The 20576-nt window shown below is 73.8% G+C and carries 16 protein-coding genes; 6 read left to right on the top strand and 10 right to left on the bottom strand.

Annotated elements, in window-relative coordinates; all coding sequences use genetic code 11:
- Nucleotides 1-88: 88 nt before the first annotated feature.
- On the bottom strand, nucleotides 89-430 hold the full coding sequence (bldG, locus tag ACFV1W_RS17630; RefSeq protein WP_030289397.1) for an anti-sigma factor antagonist BldG: 342 nt from the start codon (nucleotides 428-430) through the stop codon (nucleotides 89-91).
- A gap of 221 nt (nucleotides 431-651) precedes the next feature.
- On the opposite strand from bldG, the gene ACFV1W_RS17625 reads away from it, so the two are divergent.
- Entirely contained in the window at nucleotides 652-3009 is a 2358-nt protein-coding gene (locus tag ACFV1W_RS17625; protein WP_380417479.1) for a DEAD/DEAH box helicase, read from the top strand.
- Here the strand turns inward: ACFV1W_RS17625 and ACFV1W_RS17620 are convergent.
- The 8 genes from ACFV1W_RS17620 to ssd all read right to left on the bottom strand — a co-directional run bounded on the left by ACFV1W_RS17620 (nucleotide 3004) and on the right by ssd (nucleotide 8920).
- Nucleotides 3004-3594, bottom strand: a complete 591-nt coding sequence (locus tag ACFV1W_RS17620; protein WP_380417477.1) for an Rv3654c family TadE-like protein — start codon at nucleotides 3592-3594, stop codon at nucleotides 3004-3006. The genes ACFV1W_RS17625 and ACFV1W_RS17620 overlap by 6 nt on opposite strands.
- Nucleotides 3582-3968 (bottom strand): TadE family type IV pilus minor pilin, encoded by a 387-nt coding sequence (locus ACFV1W_RS17615; protein WP_380417475.1) that lies wholly within the window; start codon nucleotides 3966-3968, stop codon nucleotides 3582-3584. Before ACFV1W_RS17615 ends, ACFV1W_RS17620 begins: the two co-directional genes overlap by 13 nt.
- Nucleotides 3969-4080: 112 nt before the next feature.
- Nucleotides 4081-4338: a DUF4244 domain-containing protein gene (locus ACFV1W_RS17610; protein ID WP_380417510.1), complete on the bottom strand. Its 258-nt coding sequence runs from the start codon at nucleotides 4336-4338 to the stop codon at nucleotides 4081-4083.
- A gap of 108 nt (nucleotides 4339-4446) precedes the next feature.
- Entirely contained in the window at nucleotides 4447-5046 is a 600-nt protein-coding gene (locus tag ACFV1W_RS17605) for a type II secretion system F family protein (RefSeq protein ID WP_380417474.1), read from the bottom strand.
- 182 nt (nucleotides 5047-5228) lie between these two features.
- On the bottom strand, nucleotides 5229-6242 hold the full coding sequence (locus ACFV1W_RS17600; protein WP_380417472.1) for a type II secretion system F family protein: 1014 nt from the start codon (nucleotides 6240-6242) through the stop codon (nucleotides 5229-5231).
- Nucleotides 6243-6258: 16 nt separating this feature from the next.
- Nucleotides 6259-6447: a hypothetical protein gene (locus ACFV1W_RS17595; protein ID WP_380417470.1), complete on the bottom strand. Its 189-nt coding sequence runs from the start codon at nucleotides 6445-6447 to the stop codon at nucleotides 6259-6261.
- A complete protein-coding gene (locus ACFV1W_RS17590) occupies nucleotides 6444-7712 on the bottom strand; it encodes a TadA family conjugal transfer-associated ATPase (RefSeq protein ID WP_380417468.1) in 1269 nt (422 codons plus the stop codon). Before ACFV1W_RS17590 ends, ACFV1W_RS17595 begins: the two co-directional genes overlap by 4 nt.
- An 83-nt stretch (nucleotides 7713-7795) precedes the next feature.
- The gene (gene ssd / locus ACFV1W_RS17585; RefSeq protein WP_380417466.1) at nucleotides 7796-8920 is read right to left on the bottom strand and encodes a septum site-determining protein Ssd; all 1125 of its coding nucleotides are present in this window, start codon (nucleotides 8918-8920) and stop codon (nucleotides 7796-7798) included.
- 723 nt (nucleotides 8921-9643) lie between these two features.
- Between ssd and ACFV1W_RS17580 the strand changes: the two genes are divergently transcribed.
- A complete protein-coding gene (locus ACFV1W_RS17580; protein WP_380417464.1) occupies nucleotides 9644-10564 on the top strand; it encodes an HAD family hydrolase in 921 nt (306 codons plus the stop codon).
- A 381-nt stretch (nucleotides 10565-10945) separates the two neighbouring features.
- Here ACFV1W_RS17580 and ACFV1W_RS17575 read toward each other — a convergent pair whose 3' ends face one another.
- Nucleotides 10946-11836, bottom strand: coding sequence for an oxidoreductase (locus tag ACFV1W_RS17575; RefSeq protein WP_380417462.1), 891 nt, complete (start codon nucleotides 11834-11836; stop codon nucleotides 10946-10948).
- Between the two features lie 215 nt (nucleotides 11837-12051).
- Here ACFV1W_RS17575 and ACFV1W_RS17570 point away from each other — a divergent pair, with 215 nt between their 5' ends.
- From ACFV1W_RS17570 to nhaA, 4 genes are all read left to right on the top strand, one after another.
- Entirely contained in the window at nucleotides 12052-13071 is a 1020-nt protein-coding gene (locus ACFV1W_RS17570) for an ATP-binding protein (RefSeq protein ID WP_380417460.1), read from the top strand.
- A gap of 438 nt (nucleotides 13072-13509) precedes the next feature.
- Nucleotides 13510-15933, top strand: a complete 2424-nt coding sequence (locus tag ACFV1W_RS17565; protein ID WP_380417458.1) for a SulP family inorganic anion transporter — start codon at nucleotides 13510-13512, stop codon at nucleotides 15931-15933.
- A gap of 242 nt (nucleotides 15934-16175) precedes the next feature.
- Nucleotides 16176-18131 (top strand): acetate--CoA ligase, encoded by a 1956-nt coding sequence (gene acs, locus ACFV1W_RS17560; RefSeq protein ID WP_380417456.1) that lies wholly within the window; start codon nucleotides 16176-16178, stop codon nucleotides 18129-18131.
- A gap of 871 nt (nucleotides 18132-19002) precedes the next feature.
- On the top strand, nucleotides 19003-20460 hold the full coding sequence (nhaA, locus tag ACFV1W_RS17555; RefSeq protein WP_380417454.1) for a Na+/H+ antiporter NhaA: 1458 nt from the start codon (nucleotides 19003-19005) through the stop codon (nucleotides 20458-20460).
- Nucleotides 20461-20576: the final 116 nt, after the last annotated feature.

Below are 20576 nucleotides of genomic sequence, written 5' to 3'. Positions count from 1 at the left end.
AGGCGTCCGGGGAGCGCGGGGCCTCGCGGCCCCTGCACCCCGGACGCGTGGAACGGACGGGCCGGCCGCGTGAACCGGCCCGGACGCGTCAGTCGGTCGCGGAGACCGCGTCGTCCACCGAGGTGTGGATCGGGAAGACCTTGGTCAGACCGGTGATCCGGAAGATCTTGAGAATGCGTTCCTGGTTGCACACCAGGCGCAGCGAGCCCTCGTGGGCACGCACCCGCTTCAGGCCACCGACCAGCACGCCCAGGCCGGTCGAGTCGAGGAAGTCAACGCCCTCCATGTCGACGACGAGGTGGTACTTGCCGTCGTTGACGAGCTCGACCAGCTGCTCCCGCAGCTTCGGGGCGGTGTACACATCGATCTCGCCGCCAACCTCGACGACCGTACGATCGCCGACTGCGCGGGTCGACAGGGACAGGTCCACGGAACCTCCAGCACCTTGCCTTGCTACGTCATGTGCGATCCTCGGCCGGACGGCCGCCACCGCATGGTCGCGAGCCCGGGGCACCAAGCGAACGCGTGGCAAGCCTCAGCGCTGCGACCCACGGCCGTACGGCCGTCACGGCCACATTCAACCACCTGCGACCATGCCCGCACGATGGCTTACGACGATTCTCCGTCACGCCGGTGACACACTGGGTCCTCATGCCGCCCCGACACAGCCTGCCCGAGGCACTGCTCACGACCCTGTCCACCGGTCGGGGGCGGGCCGATCGGCTCACCCATACGGAGCACCTTCCCGCTCGACCTGCGCGTTATTCCCCGTGGCCCGACTCGATCCGGCCGGAGATCGTCACCTCGGCCCGGGACGTGGGAGTGGAACAGCCCTGGGCGCACCAGGCAGAAGCGATGAACCTGGCCAAAAGCGGCCAGACTGTGGTCATCGCCACAGGCACCGCCTCGGGCAAGTCGCTGGGCTATCTGGCGCCCGTGCTCAGCGACCTGCTGGAGGGCACCGAGGCCCGCAATGGCCGCGGCGCCACCGCGCTCTACCTGGCCCCGACCAAGGCGTTGGCCGCCGACCAGCGCCGCCGCGCCGCCGAACTCGCCCCGCCGAGGGTCCGTGCCGCCCTGTACGACGGCGACACCCCGCCCGAGGAGCGCGAGTGGGTCCGCCAGTACGCCTCCTACGTGCTCACCAACCCGGACATGCTGCACCGGGGCATCCTGCCCGCGCACGCCCGCTGGTCGTCCTTCCTCAAGGTGCTGCGCTACGTGGTCATCGACGAGTGCCACAGCTACCGGGGCGTGTTCGGCTCGCACGTCGCCCAGGTGCTGCGACGGCTGCGACGCATCTGCGCCCGTTACGGTTCGTCACCCACCTTCCTGCTCGCCTCCGCCACCACCGCTGACCCGGCCGTGACGGCCCGACGGCTGACCGGCCTGCCCGCCGTGGCCGTCACCGAGGACGCCTCGCCGCGCGGGCCGATGGTCTTCGGTCTCTGGGAGCCGCCGCTGACCGAGAACGTCGGTGAGCACGGTGCCCCGGTGCGCCGCACCGCCACCGCCGAGGCCGCGCACCTGCTGACCGACCTGGTCGAACGGCAGACCCGGACCGTCGTGTTCGTCCGCTCCCGCAGAGCCGCCGAACTCGTCGCCCTGCAGGCCCAGGACCAGCTCGGCCGGCCGCTCGCCGAGCGGGTGGCCGCCTACCGCGGCGGCTACCTCGCCGACGAACGCCGTGCCCTGGAGCGGGACCTGCACTCCGGCCGGCTGCTCGGGCTCGCCTCCACCTCCGCTCTCGAACTCGGCGTCGACATCTCCGGACTCGACGCCGTCCTGATGGCCGGCTACCCCGGCACCCGGGCCTCGCTCTGGCAGCAGGCGGGCCGGGCGGGCCGTGAAGCCCAGGGCGCGCTGGCCGTCCTGATCGCCCGGGACGACCCGCTGGACACCTACCTGGTGCACCACCCGGAGGCGCTGTTCGCGACGCCCGTCGAGGCCACCGTGCTCGACCCCGACAACCCGCACGTGCTGGCTCCGCACCTGTGCGCGGCGGCGGCCGAACTCCCGCTCACCGACACCGACCTGGAGCTGTTCGGGCCCTCCACCGCCCCGCTGCTGCCGGTGCTGGAGCGACGCGGTCTGCTGCGCCGGCGCGCCGACGGCTCCTGGTACTGGACCCGCCGGGAGCGCGCCGCCGACGCCGTCGACCTGCGCGGCAGCGGCGGCAGCCCGGTGCAGATCGTCGAGGCCGACACCGGCCGGCTGCTCGGCACGGTGGACGCCGCGGCCGCCCACACCACCGTGCACACCGGGGCCGTCCACCTCCACCAGGGCCGCACCTACCTGGTCCGGGAGCTCGACCTGGCGGACTCGGTCGCCCTGGTCGAGCCGGCCGACCCGCCGTACACGACGGCCGCCCGTGACATCACCTCCATCTCCGTCCTCGACACCGACACCACCGTCGAGTGGGGCGAGGGCCGGCTCAGCTTCGGTTCGGTGGAGGTGGTCAACCAGGTGGTCGGCTACCTCCGCAAGCGGATCTCCACCGGGGAGATCATGGGCGAGAGCAAGCTCGACCTCCCTCCCCGCACCCTGCGCACCCGCGCGGTCTGGTGGACCGTCACCGAGGACCAACTGCTCGACGCGGACCTCCCGCTCGACCGGCTGCCCGGCGCCGCCCATGCCGCCGAACACGCCTCGATCGGCCTGCTGCCGCTGTTCGCCACCTGCGACCGGTGGGACATCGGCGGCGTCTCCGTCCCGCTGCACCCCGACACCGGACTGCCCACGGTGTTCGTCTACGACGGCCACCCGGGCGGGGCCGGCTTCGCCGAGCGCGGCTTCCAGCGGGCCGTCCCGTGGCTGACCGCCACCCGCGCCGCGATCGCCTCCTGCGAGTGCGAGCGCGGCTGCCCGTCCTGCGTCCAGTCGCCCAAGTGCGGCAACGGGAACGACCCGCTGGACAAGGCGGCAGCCGTCCGGCTGCTGGACGTCCTGCTGGCCGGGGCGCCGGAGGCCGGCTCCGCGGCGGACGGTGGCGCGCCGGCCGCTTCATGACACCACCGCCGCACCGCTCGTGGCGCCCGGACCGCCGCCGGCACTGGCGGCAGCACCGGCTCCAGCAGCGGCACCGTCCTCGGCCGCGGTGACCGGAGCCCGAACCGGTCCGGCCCGGGCCCTCGCCCGCGCCGGACCGACCGGCAGCCGCAGCGGGAGCCCGCCGACCGGCACCTCGGCCACCACCTCGACGGCGTCCGCCGACCGGTCCACCGCGCAGGACACCAGAGCGGCGCCCTGCGTCGCGGCGATCCCGGTGGCCCGACCGCAGCCGCCGTCGGGGTCCAGCAGCAGCCGGTCCGCTGCCGCGAGGGCCGCCAGGTCGGCGGCCGACTCGGCCCGGTGCCGGGCGGCCACCACCGCACCGACCGCGATCGTCGCGGCGAAGACCACCGTGCCCAGCATCGCCAGGGTCAACAGCCAGACCGTCGCCGAGCCCGCGTCCGACCCGTACCCGCGCCGGCCGGCGGCAGCGGCCCGAGCGGTGCGGATCCGAACGGTACGAACCCGCACGGTACGGACCCACACCGTACGGACCCGCGCCAGCCGCTCCACCGCCCGCCGGGGACCGCTCAGGCGGGCCACGGGCCTCCGCCTCCCTCCGTAGTGCCGCCCAGTACGTCCTCCCTGGCGGCCACGGCCATCGCGCCGACCCGCACCGCGAGCAGACCGGCCAGCCGCCCCGGCGCCGCGCACGGGGCGTCCACGTCGACCCGCACCGTGTCCGGTGCGACCGCCAACCGCACCCGTGCTCCCGGCGGGGCCGCCGCGCGGGCGAGTTCGACGGCGTCCGTCTCCCCGCGCGCGGCCGCCCTGGCACCGATCCGGGCCGCGTCCACGCAGGTGATCTGCGCGGCCGCCGCGAGCACCCCCCAGATCAGCATCGCCGCGAGCAGGACGAGCGCCGGCAGCACCACCGCCGTCTCCGCCGTGACGAAGCCACCGTCCCCACGCCGCACCGACCGCACCGACCGCGTCAGCCGCACCCCTTGGCGCCGCACCGCCGCCGAGCTCCCGCAACTCCCGTCGGCCGCCCGGGGAGCGGGCACAGCATGAGGCCTCGGCCTGCCCCTACGTCGCATGGAGTGCCCGTTCCAGCATCTCGGTCAGCGCCCCGGTGATGGCCGTGCTGGTCACCACCTTGTAGAGCCCGGCCGCGAGGGCACACGCCCCCAGGGTTCCCACCGCGTATTCGGCGGTGGTCATTCCGGCGTCCGACCTGCCCCGGCGCCGGACCGCCCTACGCACCCGGGCCTCTGCCCCGCGCCCCCTCCGTCGCTGCACCCCGGGCAACTGTCGGAGCGACTGCCCGGTCCCGTCCTTGATCATCAGCACTGCAGCCATCGTTACTCTCCTGTCAGGAATCTTCTTCCGGTTCATTTCAGTTCGTTCGGATTCGTTCGGATTCGTTCCGGCCGTTCGCTAGCCGGCCACCACTCACATCGACTGGGCGAAACGGCTGGTGAGGCCGATCACCACCGGCACCACCCCGATCAGCACGAAGGCCGGGAGGAAGCACAGCCCGAGCGGCGCGGTGGCGAGCACCGCCGCCCGGCGGACCCGGGTATGGGCCGCCCGGGCGGCCGCCGTCCGCTGCGCCTGGGCCAGTCCGATCAGCGGACCGGCGGCCGGAGCCCCGCCGCGGCTCGTCCGGACCAGGCAGCGCGCCAGCGGAGCCAGTGCGGGGTGCTGTTCGCCCAGCCTGGTCCAGCACAGCTCCGGCGGTGCCCCCAGGGCCAGTTCGGCCCCGATCGCCACCAGCCTCGGCCCCAGCGGCGCGCCCACACTCCGGCCCACCGCCGACACCGCCACCGAGGGCAGCGCCGCCGACCCGAGACAGGCCGCCAGCAGTTCTGCACTGAGCGGGAGTTGCCTGATCAGCAGCTCTTCCTCCAGCGCCGCCCGGCGATCCGTCGGCGAGCGGGCCCGGGCCGACCACCGGTGGACTCCCGTCGCTGCCAGCACCCCGACCACGACACCGACCACGCCCCCGACCAGCACCACCACCGCCAGCCCGGCACCGACCGCCGAGACCAATCGCCGCCCTGGCCCGATACCCGGACCTCTCGGGCCCGTTCGCCGTCGCTCCACTTCCCGTTCGGACACCCAGGCGAACGCCCGCCGCTCGGCGGTGCGCCGCACCGACCCCACCGCCATGGACGCCGAGGTCACCGCCACCGCGACCACGGGCCCGGCCAACATCCATCCGAGGCCCCCCATCACGCCGCCCCCGCTCCGGCACCGAGCGCCCGCATCCGGGCCCGTGCCCGCGCCCGCAGGAGTCCTCGGCTTCCACCTCCGCCGCCGCCCGGCCCGTCAGCGCCTCGCGGGGCCTCCAGCGCGCCCCGCGCCGCCGCCCGGACAATGCGGGCCGTCCAGAGCACCCCCAGCCCCTCCAGGGCCGCGCCCGCCACGAGGCAGCCCAGCCCGGCCGAGGTGTGCAGCAGGACCTCCAGCGGGCGGGCCCCGAGCCCGCTGCCCAGGAACAGGCCCGCACCCGGCAGGGCGGCCAGAACGGCGATCGTCGTCCGCGGCCCGGCAAGCTCGCCGGAGATCTCCTCCGCCAGGGCCCGCTCGCCGCGCAGCGCCTCAGCGACCCGGTCCAGCGCGGCGGCCAGCCCCGATCCGCCGTCGGAGGCGACCCGCCAACAGGCCGCGATCGCCGCCGCCCCGCTGCCGCCGGGCAGTTCGGCCAGCAGCTGGAGCGCGGCGGGAACGTCCCCGCCGTAGCGGCCCGCCGCCAGCCGGGCCACCGGTTCGGCGCCCAGCCGGCGCAGCCCGTCCGGCTCCGCGGCGAGCCGCACGGTGACCAGGTGCAGCGCCTGCTCCGGCGTCGCGCCGCTGCGCAACTCCCCCGCCAGCGCGGCGCAGAGCTCCACCACCGCCGCGGCCCGCTGTCCGGCCTCCAGAGCCAGGCGCCGCCGCAGCCGCCACCGCCGCAGCGGCAGGACGGCCAGTACGGCGGCGAGCACCGGCACCGGTGAGGCGGTGGTTCGCCCGAAGGCCAACCCCACCGGCAGGATCAGCAGTTCGGGCGCCATCAGCTCCGGCAGGCGAGCCCACCACCAGCGCGCCGCCTGTGGATCCGGCCCGCAGGCCGGAGGCCCACTGCCCGCCAGGACCAGCCTGGAGCGCCGCCCGCCCGGCAGCTGCTCCTGGACGGCACGCCACCCGACGACAGCCAGCAGGCAGAGCACCGTCACCCAACCGAGCGCAACCTGACTTTCCGACATATCGCTCACCTCCACGTCATCGCTCCTTCCGGCCGCACGACCAGAGCAGCACCACGGCGGCCGTCGCACACGCGGCCAGCAGCAGCACGAAACCGATCTCGACCAACCGCAGCTCCCGTTCCGCCTGGGCTGCCGACGCCATCGACACGGACGCCGTCGACATCGACGTGACCAGCGCCGACACCGCTGCCACCGCCGCACTCATGGCGCCCCCGCCCCGAGCACCACCCCGCGCGCGGCCAGGAGCCCGACCAGCCGCTCCCAGCCCGCCCCGGGTGCCAAGCCGCCCGCCGCGGGAAACCGCACCGCCGGAGTGGTCACGGCCAGCCCGTCGCGGTCCCCGGCCAGGGTGTGGATCTCCGCCACCCGGCGGCGCCCCGAGTCCGGATCCCGCACCAGGTGCACCACCACGTCCAGCGCGGCGCGCAGTTGGCTGTGCAGCGCCGGCCGGTCGAGCCCGGCGAGCGAGCCCAGCGCCTCCAGCCGGACCGGCACGTCCGCCGCGGTGTTCGCATGGACGGTCCCGCAGCCGCCTTCGTGCCCGGTGTTCAGCGCGGCCAGCAGGTCCGACACCTCGGCCCCGCGGACCTCGCCGATCACCAGCCGGTCCGGCCGCATCCGCAGCGCCTGCCGGACGAGGTCCCGCAGGGTGAACTCGCCCAGCCCCTCCTGGTTCGGCGGTCGGCTCTGCAGCCGGACGACGTGCGGATGGTCCGGCCGCAGCTCGGCGGAGTCCTCGGCGACCACGATCCGTTCGTCCGGCCCGACCAGGCCGAGCAGCGCCGCGAGCAGCGTCGTCTTGCCCGAGCCCGTCCCACCGGAGACCAGCAGCGACAGCCGAGCCCGCACGATGCCGGCCAGCAGCTCGGCACCCTCCGGCGGCAGCGCCCCGCCCGCCGTCAGCTCGTCGAGCGTGAACGGCCGGGGCCGGCACACCCGCAGCGAGATGTGCGTGCAGCCGGCCGCGATCGGCGGCAGCACCGCGTGCAGCCTGGTGCCGTCCGGCAGCCGGGCGTCCACCCAGGGCCGGGCGTCGTCCAGGCGCCGCCCGGCCGCGGTGGCCAGCCGGTGGGCCAGCCGCCGCACCGCCTCGGCGTCGGCGAACCGGATTCCGGTGGCTCGGTGCAGGCCGCCGCCACGGTCGACCCACACCTCCTCCGGGCCGTTCACCAGGACGTCCGTGACGTCCGGCGCTGCCAGCAGCCGCTCCAGCGGGCCCGCACCCACCAGTTCGGCACGCAGCGAGCGCACGGTGTCCAGCACTTCGTCCCCGCCGAGCGGCGGCCGGGTGGCCCGCAGCACGGCCGCGACCGATCCCGCCGTCGGGGCGGCTCCCGACTCGGCGAGCCGCAGCCGCACCGCGTCCACCAGCTCCGCCGTCCGCTCCTCGCGGGCCGTCCGGCCGTACGGACAGGGCCCGTGTTCGGCCGCCGGCGACCCGCCGGGCGGCGGCACACTCCTGAGCGGCACGCTCCTGAGCGGCCGGTGCTCCCGCGCACCGTCGCCCGGGCCCGGGGCACCGCTCCGAAGGCCTGTTCTGCGCAGACGGACCATCAGTACACACCTCCTCCGACCGCCGACACCGGCGGCAGCACTTCGTTCAGGAAGGTCGCGCAGAAGCGCACGAGCGGACCGCCGTCCCGCATGCCGGGCGGGACGCCCTTCTCGACGTCCTCGGCCAGCCCCGGCTCCGGCTCCAACTCCCCGGCCAGCTCCAGCCGCAGCCCGCGGGCGATCCGGTGCGCGGGGAGCCCGCCGGCCCGCATCGGCCGGACCACGGCCCGGACGTCCCCGAGCCGCATCCGGGCCGCCGCCGCGACCCGGTCGGCGGCCGCCACCGCGCGCAACTCGGCCGGGACCACCAGCAGCGCCAGGTCGGACTGCTGCAGCGCCTGCCCGGCGGCCGCGTCGAGATGGCGCGGCACGTCGACCACCACCAGTCCGCCGCGCCGCCGGGCGGCGGCCAGCACGCTGCGCATGGCCTCCGGCGGCACCGCCAGGGTGTCGCCGCGGTCCCAGGACAGGCAGGACAGCGCGGAGAGCCGCTTGAGGGACGGCAGCGCCCGGGCCAGCTCGGCCCCGCTGACCCGCCCGCGCGCGCCGGCCAGGTCGGGCCAGCGCAGCCCGCGCACCGCCTCCCCGCCGAGCAGGACGTCCAGGCCCCCGCCCAGCGGATCACCGTCGAGGAGCATCGTCCGCCGCCCCGTCCGGGCGGCCGTGACCGCGAGGGCGCAGGCCAGCGTCGAGGCTCCGGCCCCGCCCCGGCCGCCGAGCACGGCGACGGTGACCGCCGGCGAACCGACGCCCTCGGCCGCGTCCGCGATCCGGTCCAGCAGCCAGGCCTCGGCGTCGGGCAGGAACAGCACGTGCTCGGCGCCCAGTTGGACGGCTCTGACCCACACCCCGGGATCGTCGAGGTCCAGCCCCAGCAGCAGCACCCCGGTGCGCCTGCCCAGCCCGGCGCAGCGCTCCGCCTGGTCGTCCCCGACCAGGACCAGCGGGGCGGCCTCCCACAGCTCGCGCGGCGGCGGCGCGCCCCTGACCAGCCTGGGCTCGGTGCCCGCCGCCGCACAGAGCCGCAGCAGGTGCTCGGCCAGGCCCTCGTCCGCGGTGACGACGAGCGGCGCGGCGGGCGCGGGGCCTCCAGCGGTGACGTGGTCGGCGATCGGCGTCGACATGGTGTTCTCCCCTCTGCGCCGCGGGCCACCAGGGAGGCCACGACGCACGTCGGACGGTTCCGACGGACGGCCGCCGAGCGGACCTCTCGAAGAAGGGGGATGAGGCCCTGCCCGGCGACCGCCGCCGACCATCACGGTGGGGGGAGATCAGGATTCCGTCATCCACGTTCCGATTGCCTGTGGATAACTCGGGGGCTGTGGATGAAAACGTTCACCCGGGCGGGGGGCTATTCGGCGAAGAATTGACGAATGGGGGTAACGGAGATGAACCGGCCCTCCGTCGGCCCCCGCCCGGCTGCCTTCCCGGCACCCGCGCGGCGGCTCCTCCGCACCCTCTCGGAGCGGCCGCCGGTACGGATCGGGTCCGGCCGCGCGCGCCGTGCCCACCATGAGCAAACGACGACGCAGGGTGACGAAAGGTGGTGGACGGACGGAGCTGTCGACACGCCCTGCACACCGTCGACGTGGCTTCGCGCAAGCTGCCGCGAAGGGCTTTCAAGCCCTGAAAATGGCCCCGGACGTGCGACGACCCCCGCCGGGGGGGAGAGCGGGGGTCGTCTATCCACAGCCCGACTCGGGGGGGAGGAGCCGGACCGGGTTAGCACGGTCGCGAACGATCCGTGACTTCCATGGTGTACCCGAGCGGCCAGAAACACAAACCCGCACGCCCACGAGTACACCGAATGGCGGGGTGTTTTGTGGCTCCCTCTATCCTCGGTTCCCGTGGACACCACCGAGAACGCCGACGATCACGCCGACGAGTCCCCGGGCGGCCCCACCGGGCCCGACGAGCCGACCACCCCCGCCCGCCCCCGGCCGAACGGGCCGCGCACGGCCGCCTTCTTCGACCTCGACAAGACCATCATCGCCAAGTCGAGCGCGCTGGCCTTCAGCCGCCCCTTCTACCAGGGCGGCCTGATCAACCGTCGGGCCGTACTGCGCAGTGCGTACGCCCAGTTCGTCTTCCTGGTCGGCGGCGCGGACCACGACCAGATGGAGAAGATGCGCCAGTACCTCTCCGCGCTCACCCGGGGTTGGAACGTCCAGCAGGTCCGTGAGATCGTCGCCGAGACCCTGCACAACCTGATCGACCCGATCATCTACGACGAGGCCGCCTCGCTGATCGAACAGCACCACGCGGCCGGCCGGGACGTGGTGATCGTCAGCAGCTCCGGCTCCGAGGTGGTCGAACCGATCGGTGCACTGCTCGGCGCCGACCACGTGATCGCGACCCGGCTCAAAGTCGAGGACGGCTGCTACACCGGCGAGATCGAGTACTACGCCTACGCCGAGAACAAGGCCGCGGCCATCCGCGAGTTGGCCGAGGCGGAGGGCTACGACCTGGCCGCGTCCTACGCCTACAGCGACTCCTCGACCGACCTGCCGCTGCTGGAGGCGGTCGGCCACCCCTCGGCCGTCAACCCCGACCGGGCGCTGCGCAAGGAGGCTCAGGCCCGGGAGTGGCCGGTGCTGGTCTTCGACCGGCCGGTGCAACTGCGACGGCGACTGCCCGAGTTCTCCGCGCCGAGCGGCTCGGTGCTGACCGCGGTGGCGATCGGGACGGCCGCGGTGACCGCCGGGGTCATCTGGTACCTGGCGCGCCGGCGCCGACCCACCGGCCGGGGTTCCCGACGGCAGCCGTGATCCGGAACGAAAGCCACCGAAACGGGCAATCGGCACAGACTTCTCGTTTCGGGTTCCCCTTTCGGCCGAAACGCGATACAAATGAAGCACGGCCCGCGAGACCCGGTCAGGACCGAAGAGGTCAAACCGACAACGCAGTTCAGGCCCCACGGACCGCGTGTACAGATAACCGAGCACCCACATGCAGCCGACCCGCTGTCGGGCCGCCGGACCAGACGAACGGGCAGGATCCCCGTCTGATCGGCACTTCCGGTGCATGCTTGGTCACCCGGTATCTGCACCAGCGGCGGCACCCAGCAGGACCAGGTGCCGCCGCATCTTCGCGTTCGCGAGGCCGGCGACGCCCGCAGCGCCGGGCTCGGGCGAGGACGGCCGGGCCGCTCAGACCATGCCGCGCTGCATCGCCTCGCAGACCGCCGTGCTCTCCCGCACGCCGAGCCGCAGCGCCCGCCCGCAGTGCTCGATCCAGGCCGCCATCCCCTCGGGCGTGCCCGCCAGGTAGCCCGCCAGGGCGCGGCGGTAGGCGTCGGTGCCCAGCTCGGCCAGGCCGACCTCGGCGGGGCAGATCGCCTTCGGGTCGAGGCCCTCGGCGATCAGCACGATCCGCTGGGCGGCCCGCGCGATCAGCCCGTTGTGGGTGCCGAACGGCCGCAGGGCGAGCAGCTCGCCGTGCACCACCGCGGCGACCACCAGGGCCGGCGTGCCCATGCCGTGCCCCTCCGCGCGGGCCACCAGCAGCCGGGAGAGCTGGTCCAGCCGGGCCGCGACCTCCTCCGCGTCCGGGGCGGCCGGCAGCACCGGCAGCGGCCCCACCCCGGCGTCGACCTGGACGCTCTCCACCGGCGCGAGCGCCAGCGGGAACAGCTCCTCGGCGCGCTCCCCCGCCCGGCGCGGCCGACCGGCAGCCGAGTCCGCGTCGCCGAGCGCGAGCAGGTGCAGCCGAGCCAGCACCTGCAGCGGCGAGTGCCGCCAGACGCTCAGCAGCTGCCCCGCCTCGGCGGCGATCCGCAGGGCCGCGCCGACCGTGCGGGCCTCGGCGTCCAGACTGAAGTCGGTGCGGCGCCGCACCTCCTCCAGCGGCCAGTCGGCCCCGGCCACCGCCGCCGACGCGCGGGCGCCGCGCAGCGCGGACTCGGAGGTGACCTCGGCCGCCCGGCGGCGCATCACCCGGTGGCCGTAGAGCCGGTCGACGGCCTTGCGCACCTCGGCCACGGCGTCGGGCACCCCGGGGAGCTGGGCCAGCGGGGCGAGGGGATCTGTTCCAGTGCTCACCTACCCGAGAGTAATGAACAGGCCGCCCCTCCCGGAACAGCAACCCCGCATCACCCGTTCGAGGCAATCCTCACTTCCCTCCCCCGGCAGGGCGCAAACCCCCGCTAGCATGGCCACTATCGGAGACGATAACGATTTCCAATTAGGGGCGCCCCCGCACGCGCCCTGAGCACCGCGGCCCGCCCCAGGGCCCAGAGCGAGAGCCGGAGCCCCAGATGAAGATCGCCTTCGTCGGCAAGGGCGGCAGCGGGAAGACCACGCTGTCCGCACTGTTCATCCGCCACCTGGCCGCCATCGGCAGGCCGGTCATCGCCGTCGACGCCGACATCAACCAGCACCTGGGTCCCGCCCTCGGCCTGACCGATGCCCAGGCGGCCGAACTGCCCCCGCTCGGCGGGCACCTGCCGGAGATCAAGGAGTACCTGCGCGGCAGCAACCCGCTGATCCGCTCGGCAGACGAGATGATCAAAACCACGCCGCCCGGCCGCGGTTCGCGCCTGCTGCGGATCGTCGAGGAGAACCCGGTCTACGCCGCGTGCGCCCGCCCGATCGCACTGGACGAGGGCTCGGTCCGACTGCTGGCCACCGGCGCGTTCACCGAGGAGGACCTCGGGGTGGCCTGCTACCACTCCAAGGTCGGCGCGGTGGAGCTGCTGCTCAACCACCTGCTGGACGGCCCGGACGAGTACCTGGTCACCGACATGACGGCCGGTTCGGACTCCTTCGCCTCCGGCCTGTTCACCCGCTTCGACCTGACCTTCCTGGTGGCCGAACCGACGCGCAAGGGCGTCTCGGTCTACCGCCAGTACAAGGACTACGCGCGGGACTTCGGCGTCCAGCTGCGGGTGATCGGCAACAAGGTGCAGGGCCCGGACGACGCGGCGTTCCTGCGCCGCGAAGTCGGCGACGACCTGCTCACCACCTTCGGGCAGTCGGACTGGGTGCGCCGGCTGGAGCAGGGTGCCGAGCCGCCGCTGAGGTCACTGGAGCCGGCCAACCGGGCCGTACTGGAGGAGCTGCGGACCGAGGCCGAGGCGGCGTACGGGCTGCGCGACGCGCGCCGCTACACCGAACAGGCCGTGCTCTTCCACCGGCGCAACGCGGAGAGCTGGGCCAACGCCAAGGTCGGCATCGACCTCACGAGCCAGGTGGACGAGGGCTTCGTGCTCGGCGGATTCCCGGGCGAGTTCGCGACCGACGGCGCGCCCGCCGCCCCGGCGGGAGCCACCGCCTGATCCCGGCGCGAAGAAGCGGGCCACCGACCGGACGGGCCGCGGCCTCCCCTCCACCCAGGGGAGCCCGCGGCCCGTCCGCCGTATCGACGCCAGGCCACCCACCAGCGGATTCCCGTCAGTTCGATCACCACCCAATGGGGTGAACCGGGGATTTCCCGCTTCCCTCCGGGAACGACGCCATGCAAAGCTTTCATTACCCTCGGTTTACCGAGTCTTGACAGCCCGCCCCCACGGCCCTCGGCGAGACATCCCGCACCTCGCCCTGGCGCTCGGCGGGTCAGATGGTCGACGCCGGCCGGTGACACCCACACTCCCCGCCGTGCCCACGCCATCCCGCCACACCGTCGCGACCCACGACAGCCGATCCGCCCCGGGGCCCGACCCCGTACTCACCACCGGACCTGACTGCGTTCGTTCCCCCGGACAGACGGGAAGACCATGACCCTCGACATCTCCAGTGCCCCCATCGCCTCCGACACCACCGACCACGCGCCACCGACCCCCGGCCCCCGGGCCCGCTGGGCCCACGACCTCTCCGCCTCCCTGGTGGTCGTCCTGATCGCCGTGCCGTTCTCCCTCGGCATCGCGCTCGCCACCGGCGCCCCGCTCACCGCCGGCCTGGCCGCCGCAGCCGTGGGCGGCATCGTGGTCGGGCTGTCCGGCGGAACCCAGCTGATGGTCAGCGGTCCCTCGGCCGCGCTGACCGTGATCACCGCCGGGCTGATCGCTCAGTACGGCTGGCGGGCCACCTGCGCCGTCACCGTCGCCGCCGGGCTGCTCCAACTCCTCCTCGGAGCACGCCGGGTGGCCCGGACGGCGCTCGCCGTCTCGCCCGCGATCGTGCACGGCATGCTGGCCGGAGTCGGGCTCACCATCGCCATCGCGCAGCTGCACGTCGTCCTCGGCGGCTCCCCGGAGAGCTCGGCGATCGCCAACCTCCTGGCGCTTCCGGGGCAGTTGGCGGGCCCGCACCCGCCGGCGGTGCTGGCCGGCACGGTGACCGTGGCCGTGCTGCTGGGCTGGCCCCGGCTCGACCGACTCCCCGGCCGCGCGGGCGAGTTCGGCGCCCGTCTGACCAAGGTGCCCGGCCCGCTGGCCGCCGTGGCCGTCGCCACCACGCTCGCCCTCACCCTGGACCTGCGACTCGCCCACATCGAACTTCCCGCCTGGCAGCCGCAATCGCTCGTGCCCACGCTGCCGCACGGCTCGCTCGCCGGGGTGCTCGCCGCCGTCCTCACCGTCACCGCCGTCGCGAGCGTCGAGTCGCTGCTGTCCGCCGTGGCGGTGGACCGGATGTCCCAGCGCACCGGTGACCTCGACCGCGAGCTGCGTGGGCAGGGCCTCGCCAACATGGTCAGCGGGCTGATCGGCGGACTGCCGATCGCCGGTGGCGCCGTGCGCAGCACCGCCAACGTGCGGGCCGGCGGGCAGACCCGGTGGGCCTCCGTGCTGCACGGCGTCTGGGTGCTCGCGGCCGCGCTGGCGCTGGCCGGCGGGCTGCGCCGGATCCCGCTGGCAGCCCTGGCCGCGCTGGTACTGGTGGTCGGGCTGCAGATGGTGAGCTTCGCGCACATCCGCAACGTCCACCGGCACCGCGAGTTCCCGGTCTACCTGACCACCATGCTCACCGTGGTCGCCTTCGGCGTGCTGTGGGGCGTCGGCCTCGGCGCCGCCACCGCTGTACTGCTCGCGCTCTACCGGCTGACCCGCGCCCATGTGGACGTCGAGACCGGCCCCGACGGCTCGGTCACCGTCCAGACCCACGGGCCGCTCACCTTCACGGCCGTCCCCCGGCTGAGCCGGGCGCTGGCCGGGATCCCCGTGGCCACCGAGGTCACCGTGGTGCACGACGGCTCCTTCCTGGACCACGCCGCGTACGAGACGCTGCACGGCTGGCGGACGGGGCACCAGGCCGCGGGCGGGCGGGTCTCGCTGGTGACGCGACGCCAGGACGACGAGGTGCTCGATCCCGACGGCACGGTCCGTACGGGCAGTTCGCCGGGCCCGCACCGCTGCCGGGCCTGGACGCCCTGGGTAGGCCACCGCTGCATCGAGCAGCAGGAGGACCCGCACAGCTGGCTGCTGGACGGCGTCCGGGTGTTCCAGGAGCACACCGCTCCGCTGATCAGGCCCGAACTCGCCCGGCTGGCGCGGGAGGGGCAGACGCCCTCCCAGCTCTTCCTGACCTGCTCGGACTCCCGGATGGTGACCAGCATGATCACCAACAGCGGCCCGGGCGACCTGTTCGCCGTCCGGAACGTGGGCAACCTGGTGCCAGCCCCGTTCGAGCCCGGCGCGGCCGACGACTCGGTGGCCGCCGCGGTGCAGTACGCGGTCGAGGTGCTGGAGGTGCGCTCGATCACGGTCTGCGGCCACTCCGGCTGCGGCGCGATGAAGGCCCTGCTGGAGGGGGTGCACGAGCGCAGCGGATCACCCACCCCGCTGACCCGCTGGCTGCGCAACGGCCGCGGCTCGCTGGACCGGCTGCGACGGGTCCCGGCCGAGTTCACCGACCGGCCGGTGGTGGATCTCGTTGAGCAGCTCTGCATCACCAACGTGGTGCAGCAGTTGGACCAGCTGATGGCTAATCCGGCGGTGGAGCGCCGGGTCGAGGAGGGCAGCCTGCGCTTGGTCGGGATGTACTTCGACTTCGCCACCGCCCAGGCCTACGTCCTCGACCGCGCTGCCGGGACGTTCAGCCCGGTCGAGGCCCGCACCGAGGCGCGTACCGAGACCCGCACCGAGGCCTGCGCCGGGGCCGGGCCGGATGGTCTCCCTGACGGGGAATCGGCCGAACGGGTTAGGAAGGATGGCCGGGTTCCGGCCTCCGACAGCGAGGAGGGCCCCCAGCTTGCCGCCTGAGAGCCGGGCCCGTGTCCCCGCCGGGCGGGCCGGGGCGCGGGCCCACCGGCCGCCGCACGGTCTGCCGCCCCGCGCGGCGGACCGCGCGGCCGGTCGTTCGATCTTCGGTCACAGGTCTACACCAATTCCAGGGAGCCTCTTGTCAACTGACCCGTTTGCCTGGTGAGCTTGTGCGCTGGGACACACGGGACAATCCCCACGCACGGGATCGCCCGAGATCATGACTCGATGAGGAGTGCGCGTTGAGCAACGAGAGCCTGGCCAACCTGCTCAAGGAGGAGCGGCGTTTCGCCCCGCCGACAGAGCTCACCGCGGCCGCCAACGTCACCGCTGCCGCGTACGCCCAGGCCTCCGAGGACCGGCTGGGCTTCTGGGCCGAGCAGGCCCGCCGCCTCAGCTGGGCCGTCGAGCCGACCGAGACGCTCGACTGGTCCAACCCGCCCTTCGCCAAGTGGTTCGCCGACGGCAAGCTCAACGTGGCCTACAACTGCGTCGACCGCCACGTCGAGAACGGCCTCGGCGACCGGGTCGCCATCCACTTCGAGGGCGAGCCCGGCGACAGCCGCTCGATCACCTACGCCCAGCTCAAGGACGAGGTGTCGCAGGCCGCCAACGCGCTGCTGGAGCTCGGCGTCCGCAAGGGCGACCGGGTGGCGGTCTACCTGCCGATGATCGCCGAGGCGGTCGTCGCGATGCTCGCCTGCGCCCGGATCGGCGCCACCCACTCGGTGGTCTTCGGCGGCTTCTCCGCCGACGCCGTCGCCTCCCGCATCCAGGACGCCCAGGCCAAGCTCGTCATCACCGCCGACGGCGGCTACCGGCGCGGCAAGCCCTCCGCCCTCAAGCCGGCCATCGACGAGGCGCTCACCAAGGTCGAAGGCGTCGAGCACGTCCTGGTGATCCGCCGCACCGAGCAGGGGATCCCCTGGACCGAGGGCCGCGACGTCTGGTGGCACGAGATCACCGCGCGCCAGTCCACCGAGCACACCCCCGAGGCGCACGAGGCCGAGCACCCGCTGTTCATCCTCTACACCTCGGGCACCACCGGTAAGCCCAAGGGCATCCTGCACACCTCCGGCGGCTACCTCACCCAGGCCAGCTACACCCACCACGCGGTCTTCGACCTCAAGCCGGAGACCGACGTCTACTGGTGCACCGCCGACATCGGCTGGGTCACCGGCCACTCGTACATCGTCTACGGCCCGCTCTCCAACGGCGCCACCCAGGTCATCTACGAGGGCACCCCGGACACCCCGCACCAGGGCCGCTTCTGGGAGATCGTCCAGAAGTACGGCGTGACGATCCTCTACACCGCTCCGACCGCGATCCGCACCTTCATGAAGTGGGGCGACGACATCCCCGCGAAGTTCGACCTGTCCTCGCTGCGGGTGCTGGGCAGCGTCGGCGAGCCGATCAACCCCGAGGCGTGGGTCTGGTACCGCGAGCACATCGGCGGCGGCAGGTGTCCGATCGTGGACACCTGGTGGCAGACCGAAACCGGCGCCATCATGATCAGCCCGCTGCCGGGTGTCACCGAGACCAAGCCGGGCTCGGCCCAGCGCGCCCTGCCGGGCATCGCGGCCACCGTGGTCGACGACGAGGCCAACGAGGTCCCCAACGGGTCCGGCGGCTACCTGGTGCTCACCGAGCCGTGGCCGTCCATGCTCCGCACCATCTGGGGCGACGACCAGCGCTACATCGACACCTACTGGTCGCGGTTCCAGGGCCGCTACTTCGCCGGTGACGGTGCCAAGAAGGACGAGGACGGCGACATCTGGCTGCTCGGCCGGGTGGACGACGTCATGCTGGTCTCGGGCCACAACATCTCCACCACCGAGGTCGAGTCCGCCCTGGTCGGCCACCCGTCCGTGGCCGAGTCCGCGGTGGTCGGCGCCACCGACGTCACCACCGGCCAGGCCATCGTCGCCTTCGTGATCCTGCGCGGAGGCGTCACCGAGAGCCCCGAGCTGGTCGAGGAGCTGCGGGCGCACGTCGGCCGCACGCTCGGCCCGATCGCCAAGCCGAAGCAGATCAAGGTGGTCGGCGAGCTGCCGAAGACCCGCTCCGGCAAGATCATGCGCCGCCTGCTGCGCGACATCGCCGAGGGCCGCGAGGTCGGTGACACCACCACCCTCGCCGACAGCACGGTGATGAGCCAGATCCAGGCCCAGCTGCCGCCGAACGGCGACAACGGCTGAGTGCGGCGCTGACGGCGGAGCGCGTGGCGGGCACGGCGCGCTGAATCCGTGACGGGGCCCCGGGTGGTGTTCACCGCCCGAGGCCCCGTGGTCGTGCCCGCACAAGGGGGTCACGCCCCTGCGGCCGCCGCCGCGCCCGGCCCACCCGCACAACGCCAGCAGCGCCCCTAGCGGCCGGTCGACGGCTCGTACTGCGCGACTGCGCGACTGCGCGACTGCGCGACTGCGCGACTGCGGCCAGGGTGCACAGGGGCTCGTGGGCTCGTACGCGACCTGGACGAAGCCCCGCCCGCGGTGCCCGCACGATGCCCGCACCCCAGTCCGGGCCCCGACCGTGCCTCCGGCGCGGCGCCGCGCCGACCAGCGCCGCCAGCCCGCCCCGGGCCCGTGAGCCGAAGTCGACGAAGGCGCTGCGTCCCCGGATCGACCTGGCGTGGAACACCGGCTCCTCGGCCCTGTCCGAGGTCAGCGAGGTGCGGGCGGCCCGGTGGAGCAGAGCGATCGGCCGCTCGGCGGCCATCCGGGGACGGCCGCCCGTCGCCGCGGACACCGCGCGCCCCCGACCGTGCCCTCGGACCGGGCGGCCCCGGGGGCGCCTGTGTCCGACGACAGGAAGACGTTCACCCGATCGCACTCGGCCCGGGCCGTTCGAGTGCCGGTCCGCTGCTCCTCGGGAGTGCAGAACCGGCCTGCAGGGCTTAAGTCCTTTAACAGGACAATCCCGATGTCACCCGAAAGTCTCGTTAGACTGTTAAAGACGCATCAAGATCCTTGAACAGGATTCGCGGGCGTCACAGGGCGCGCCGGGAAGTCTGGTCGGCAACTGCACCACCCGTGCATCCGTGCCGCTCCCAGCCCCAGGAGGTCCCGCGTGGCCGACCAGCCGCCCGTCCACGAGCCGACGACCCGCCGGCAGTTCCTCGGCCGGCTGTCACTGCCCGAGCGCACCTTCATCACCAACGCGCTGCGCACAGAGACGGTCGGCGGCGTGCTGCTGCTGGCCGCCGCCGTGGTCGCCCTGATATGGGCCAACGTCTGGCCGCACGCGTACGAGAGCGTACTCGACTACCGGATCGGCCCGTCGGCCCCGCTCCACCTCGACCTCACCCTGGCCACCTGGGCCAAGGACGGCCTGCTGACGGTCTTCTTCTTCGTGGCCGGCATCGAACTCAAGCGCGAGTTCGTCGCGGGCGAGCTGCGCACCCCGAGCGCCGCTCTGCTGCCGGTGGTCGCCGCCGTCTGCGGCGTCGCCTTGCCCGCGATCCTGTTCGCGCTGGTGAACTCCGGCAGCGGCGGCCACCTCGGCGGCTGGGCCATCCCGACCGCCACCGACATCGCCTTCGCCCTCGGTGTGCTGGCCGTGGTCGGCAGCCACCTGCCCTCGGCGCTGCGCGCCTTCCTGCTCACCCTGGCCGTGGTGGACGACCTGGTCGCGATCCTGATCATCGCGATCTTCTACAGCTCCGGGATCAAGTTCTGGGCGCTCGGCCTGGCCTTCGCGGGCCTGGCGCTGTTCTGGTTCCTGCACCGGCGCGGGGTGAAGGGCTGGTACCTGTTCGTGCCTCTGGCCGTCGTGGTCTGGGCGCTGATGCACGAGAGCGGCATCCACGCCACGGTGGCGGGCGTCGCGATGGGCCTGATGCTGCGCTGCTACCGGGAGGGCGACGAGAAGCACTCCCCTGGCGAGCACATCGAGCACCTGGTCCGCCCGCTCTCGGCTGGGGTGGCCGTCCCGGTGTTCGCGCTGTTCGCGGCCGGGGTGACGATCTCCGTCCCGGCCCTGCGCGAGGTGTTCACCCAGGCCACCCCGCTCGGCATCGTGACCGGGCTGCTGGTCGGCAAGACGGTGGGCATATTCGGCGGCACCTGGCTGGCCGCCCGGTTCACCCGGGCCGAGCTGAACCCACAGCTCAAGTGGGCCGACATGTTCGCCGTCTCGGTGCTCGCCGGAATCGGCTTCACCGTCTCGCTGCTGATCAGCGAACTGGCCTTCCCGCACGACCTGGCGCTCGCCGACCGCTCCAAGACGGCCGTGCTGGTCGGCTCGCTGCTCTGCGCGACGGTCGCCACCGTGCTGCTCAAGTTGCGCAACCGGCACTACCGCGCGCTGTGGGAGGAGGAGGACCGGGACGTGGACGGCGACGGCGTGCCGGACGTCTACCAGCAGGACGACCCGGCCTGGCAGACCCGGGCCGCCGGCGCGACGCCGGCCACCAGCGCAGGGCCGACCACCGGCCCGACGCCGACCACCGACACACCCACCGGCCCGACGCCGACCACCGAGCCGTCACGGCGCCTGCCCGGCGAGGGGTTCGGAACCGACGACTGAAGCCCTCCGGGACGCTCCCGCACGCCTTCCGAAGCCCGGACACGTCCCTCCGCCGGGGCCCCGGAGTGGTATCCGACTGACCGGTAGGGGCATGATTCTGAGCTGTCGACACACCA

It is taken from the genome of Kitasatospora sp. NPDC059648 (genome assembly GCF_042734825.1).
Lineage (GTDB): Bacteria > Actinomycetota > Actinomycetes > Streptomycetales > Streptomycetaceae > Kitasatospora.
The sequence above is the reverse complement of the archived record's forward strand: the minus strand, read 5'-3'. Positions and strand labels throughout refer to the sequence as shown.

Excerpts from the sequence above, each read along its gene's own strand:
- ACFV1W_RS17565 (WP_380417458.1), top strand. The coding sequence starts at position 13,510 with ATGACCCTCGACATCTCCAGTGCCCCCATCGCCTCCGACACCACCGAC.
- ACFV1W_RS17610 (WP_380417510.1), bottom strand. The coding sequence starts at position 4,338 with ATGATCAAGGACGGGACCGGGCAGTCGCTCCGACAGTTGCCCGGGGTG.
- ACFV1W_RS17600 (WP_380417472.1), bottom strand. The coding sequence starts at position 6,242 with ATGTCGGAAAGTCAGGTTGCGCTCGGTTGGGTGACGGTGCTCTGCCTG.
- ACFV1W_RS17625 (WP_380417479.1), top strand. The coding sequence starts at position 652 with ATGCCGCCCCGACACAGCCTGCCCGAGGCACTGCTCACGACCCTGTCC.
- ssd (WP_380417466.1), bottom strand. The coding sequence starts at position 8,920 with ATGTCGACGCCGATCGCCGACCACGTCACCGCTGGAGGCCCCGCGCCC.
- ACFV1W_RS17595 (WP_380417470.1), bottom strand. The coding sequence starts at position 6,447 with ATGAGTGCGGCGGTGGCAGCGGTGTCGGCGCTGGTCACGTCGATGTCG.
- ACFV1W_RS17570 (WP_380417460.1), top strand. The coding sequence starts at position 12,052 with ATGAAGATCGCCTTCGTCGGCAAGGGCGGCAGCGGGAAGACCACGCTG.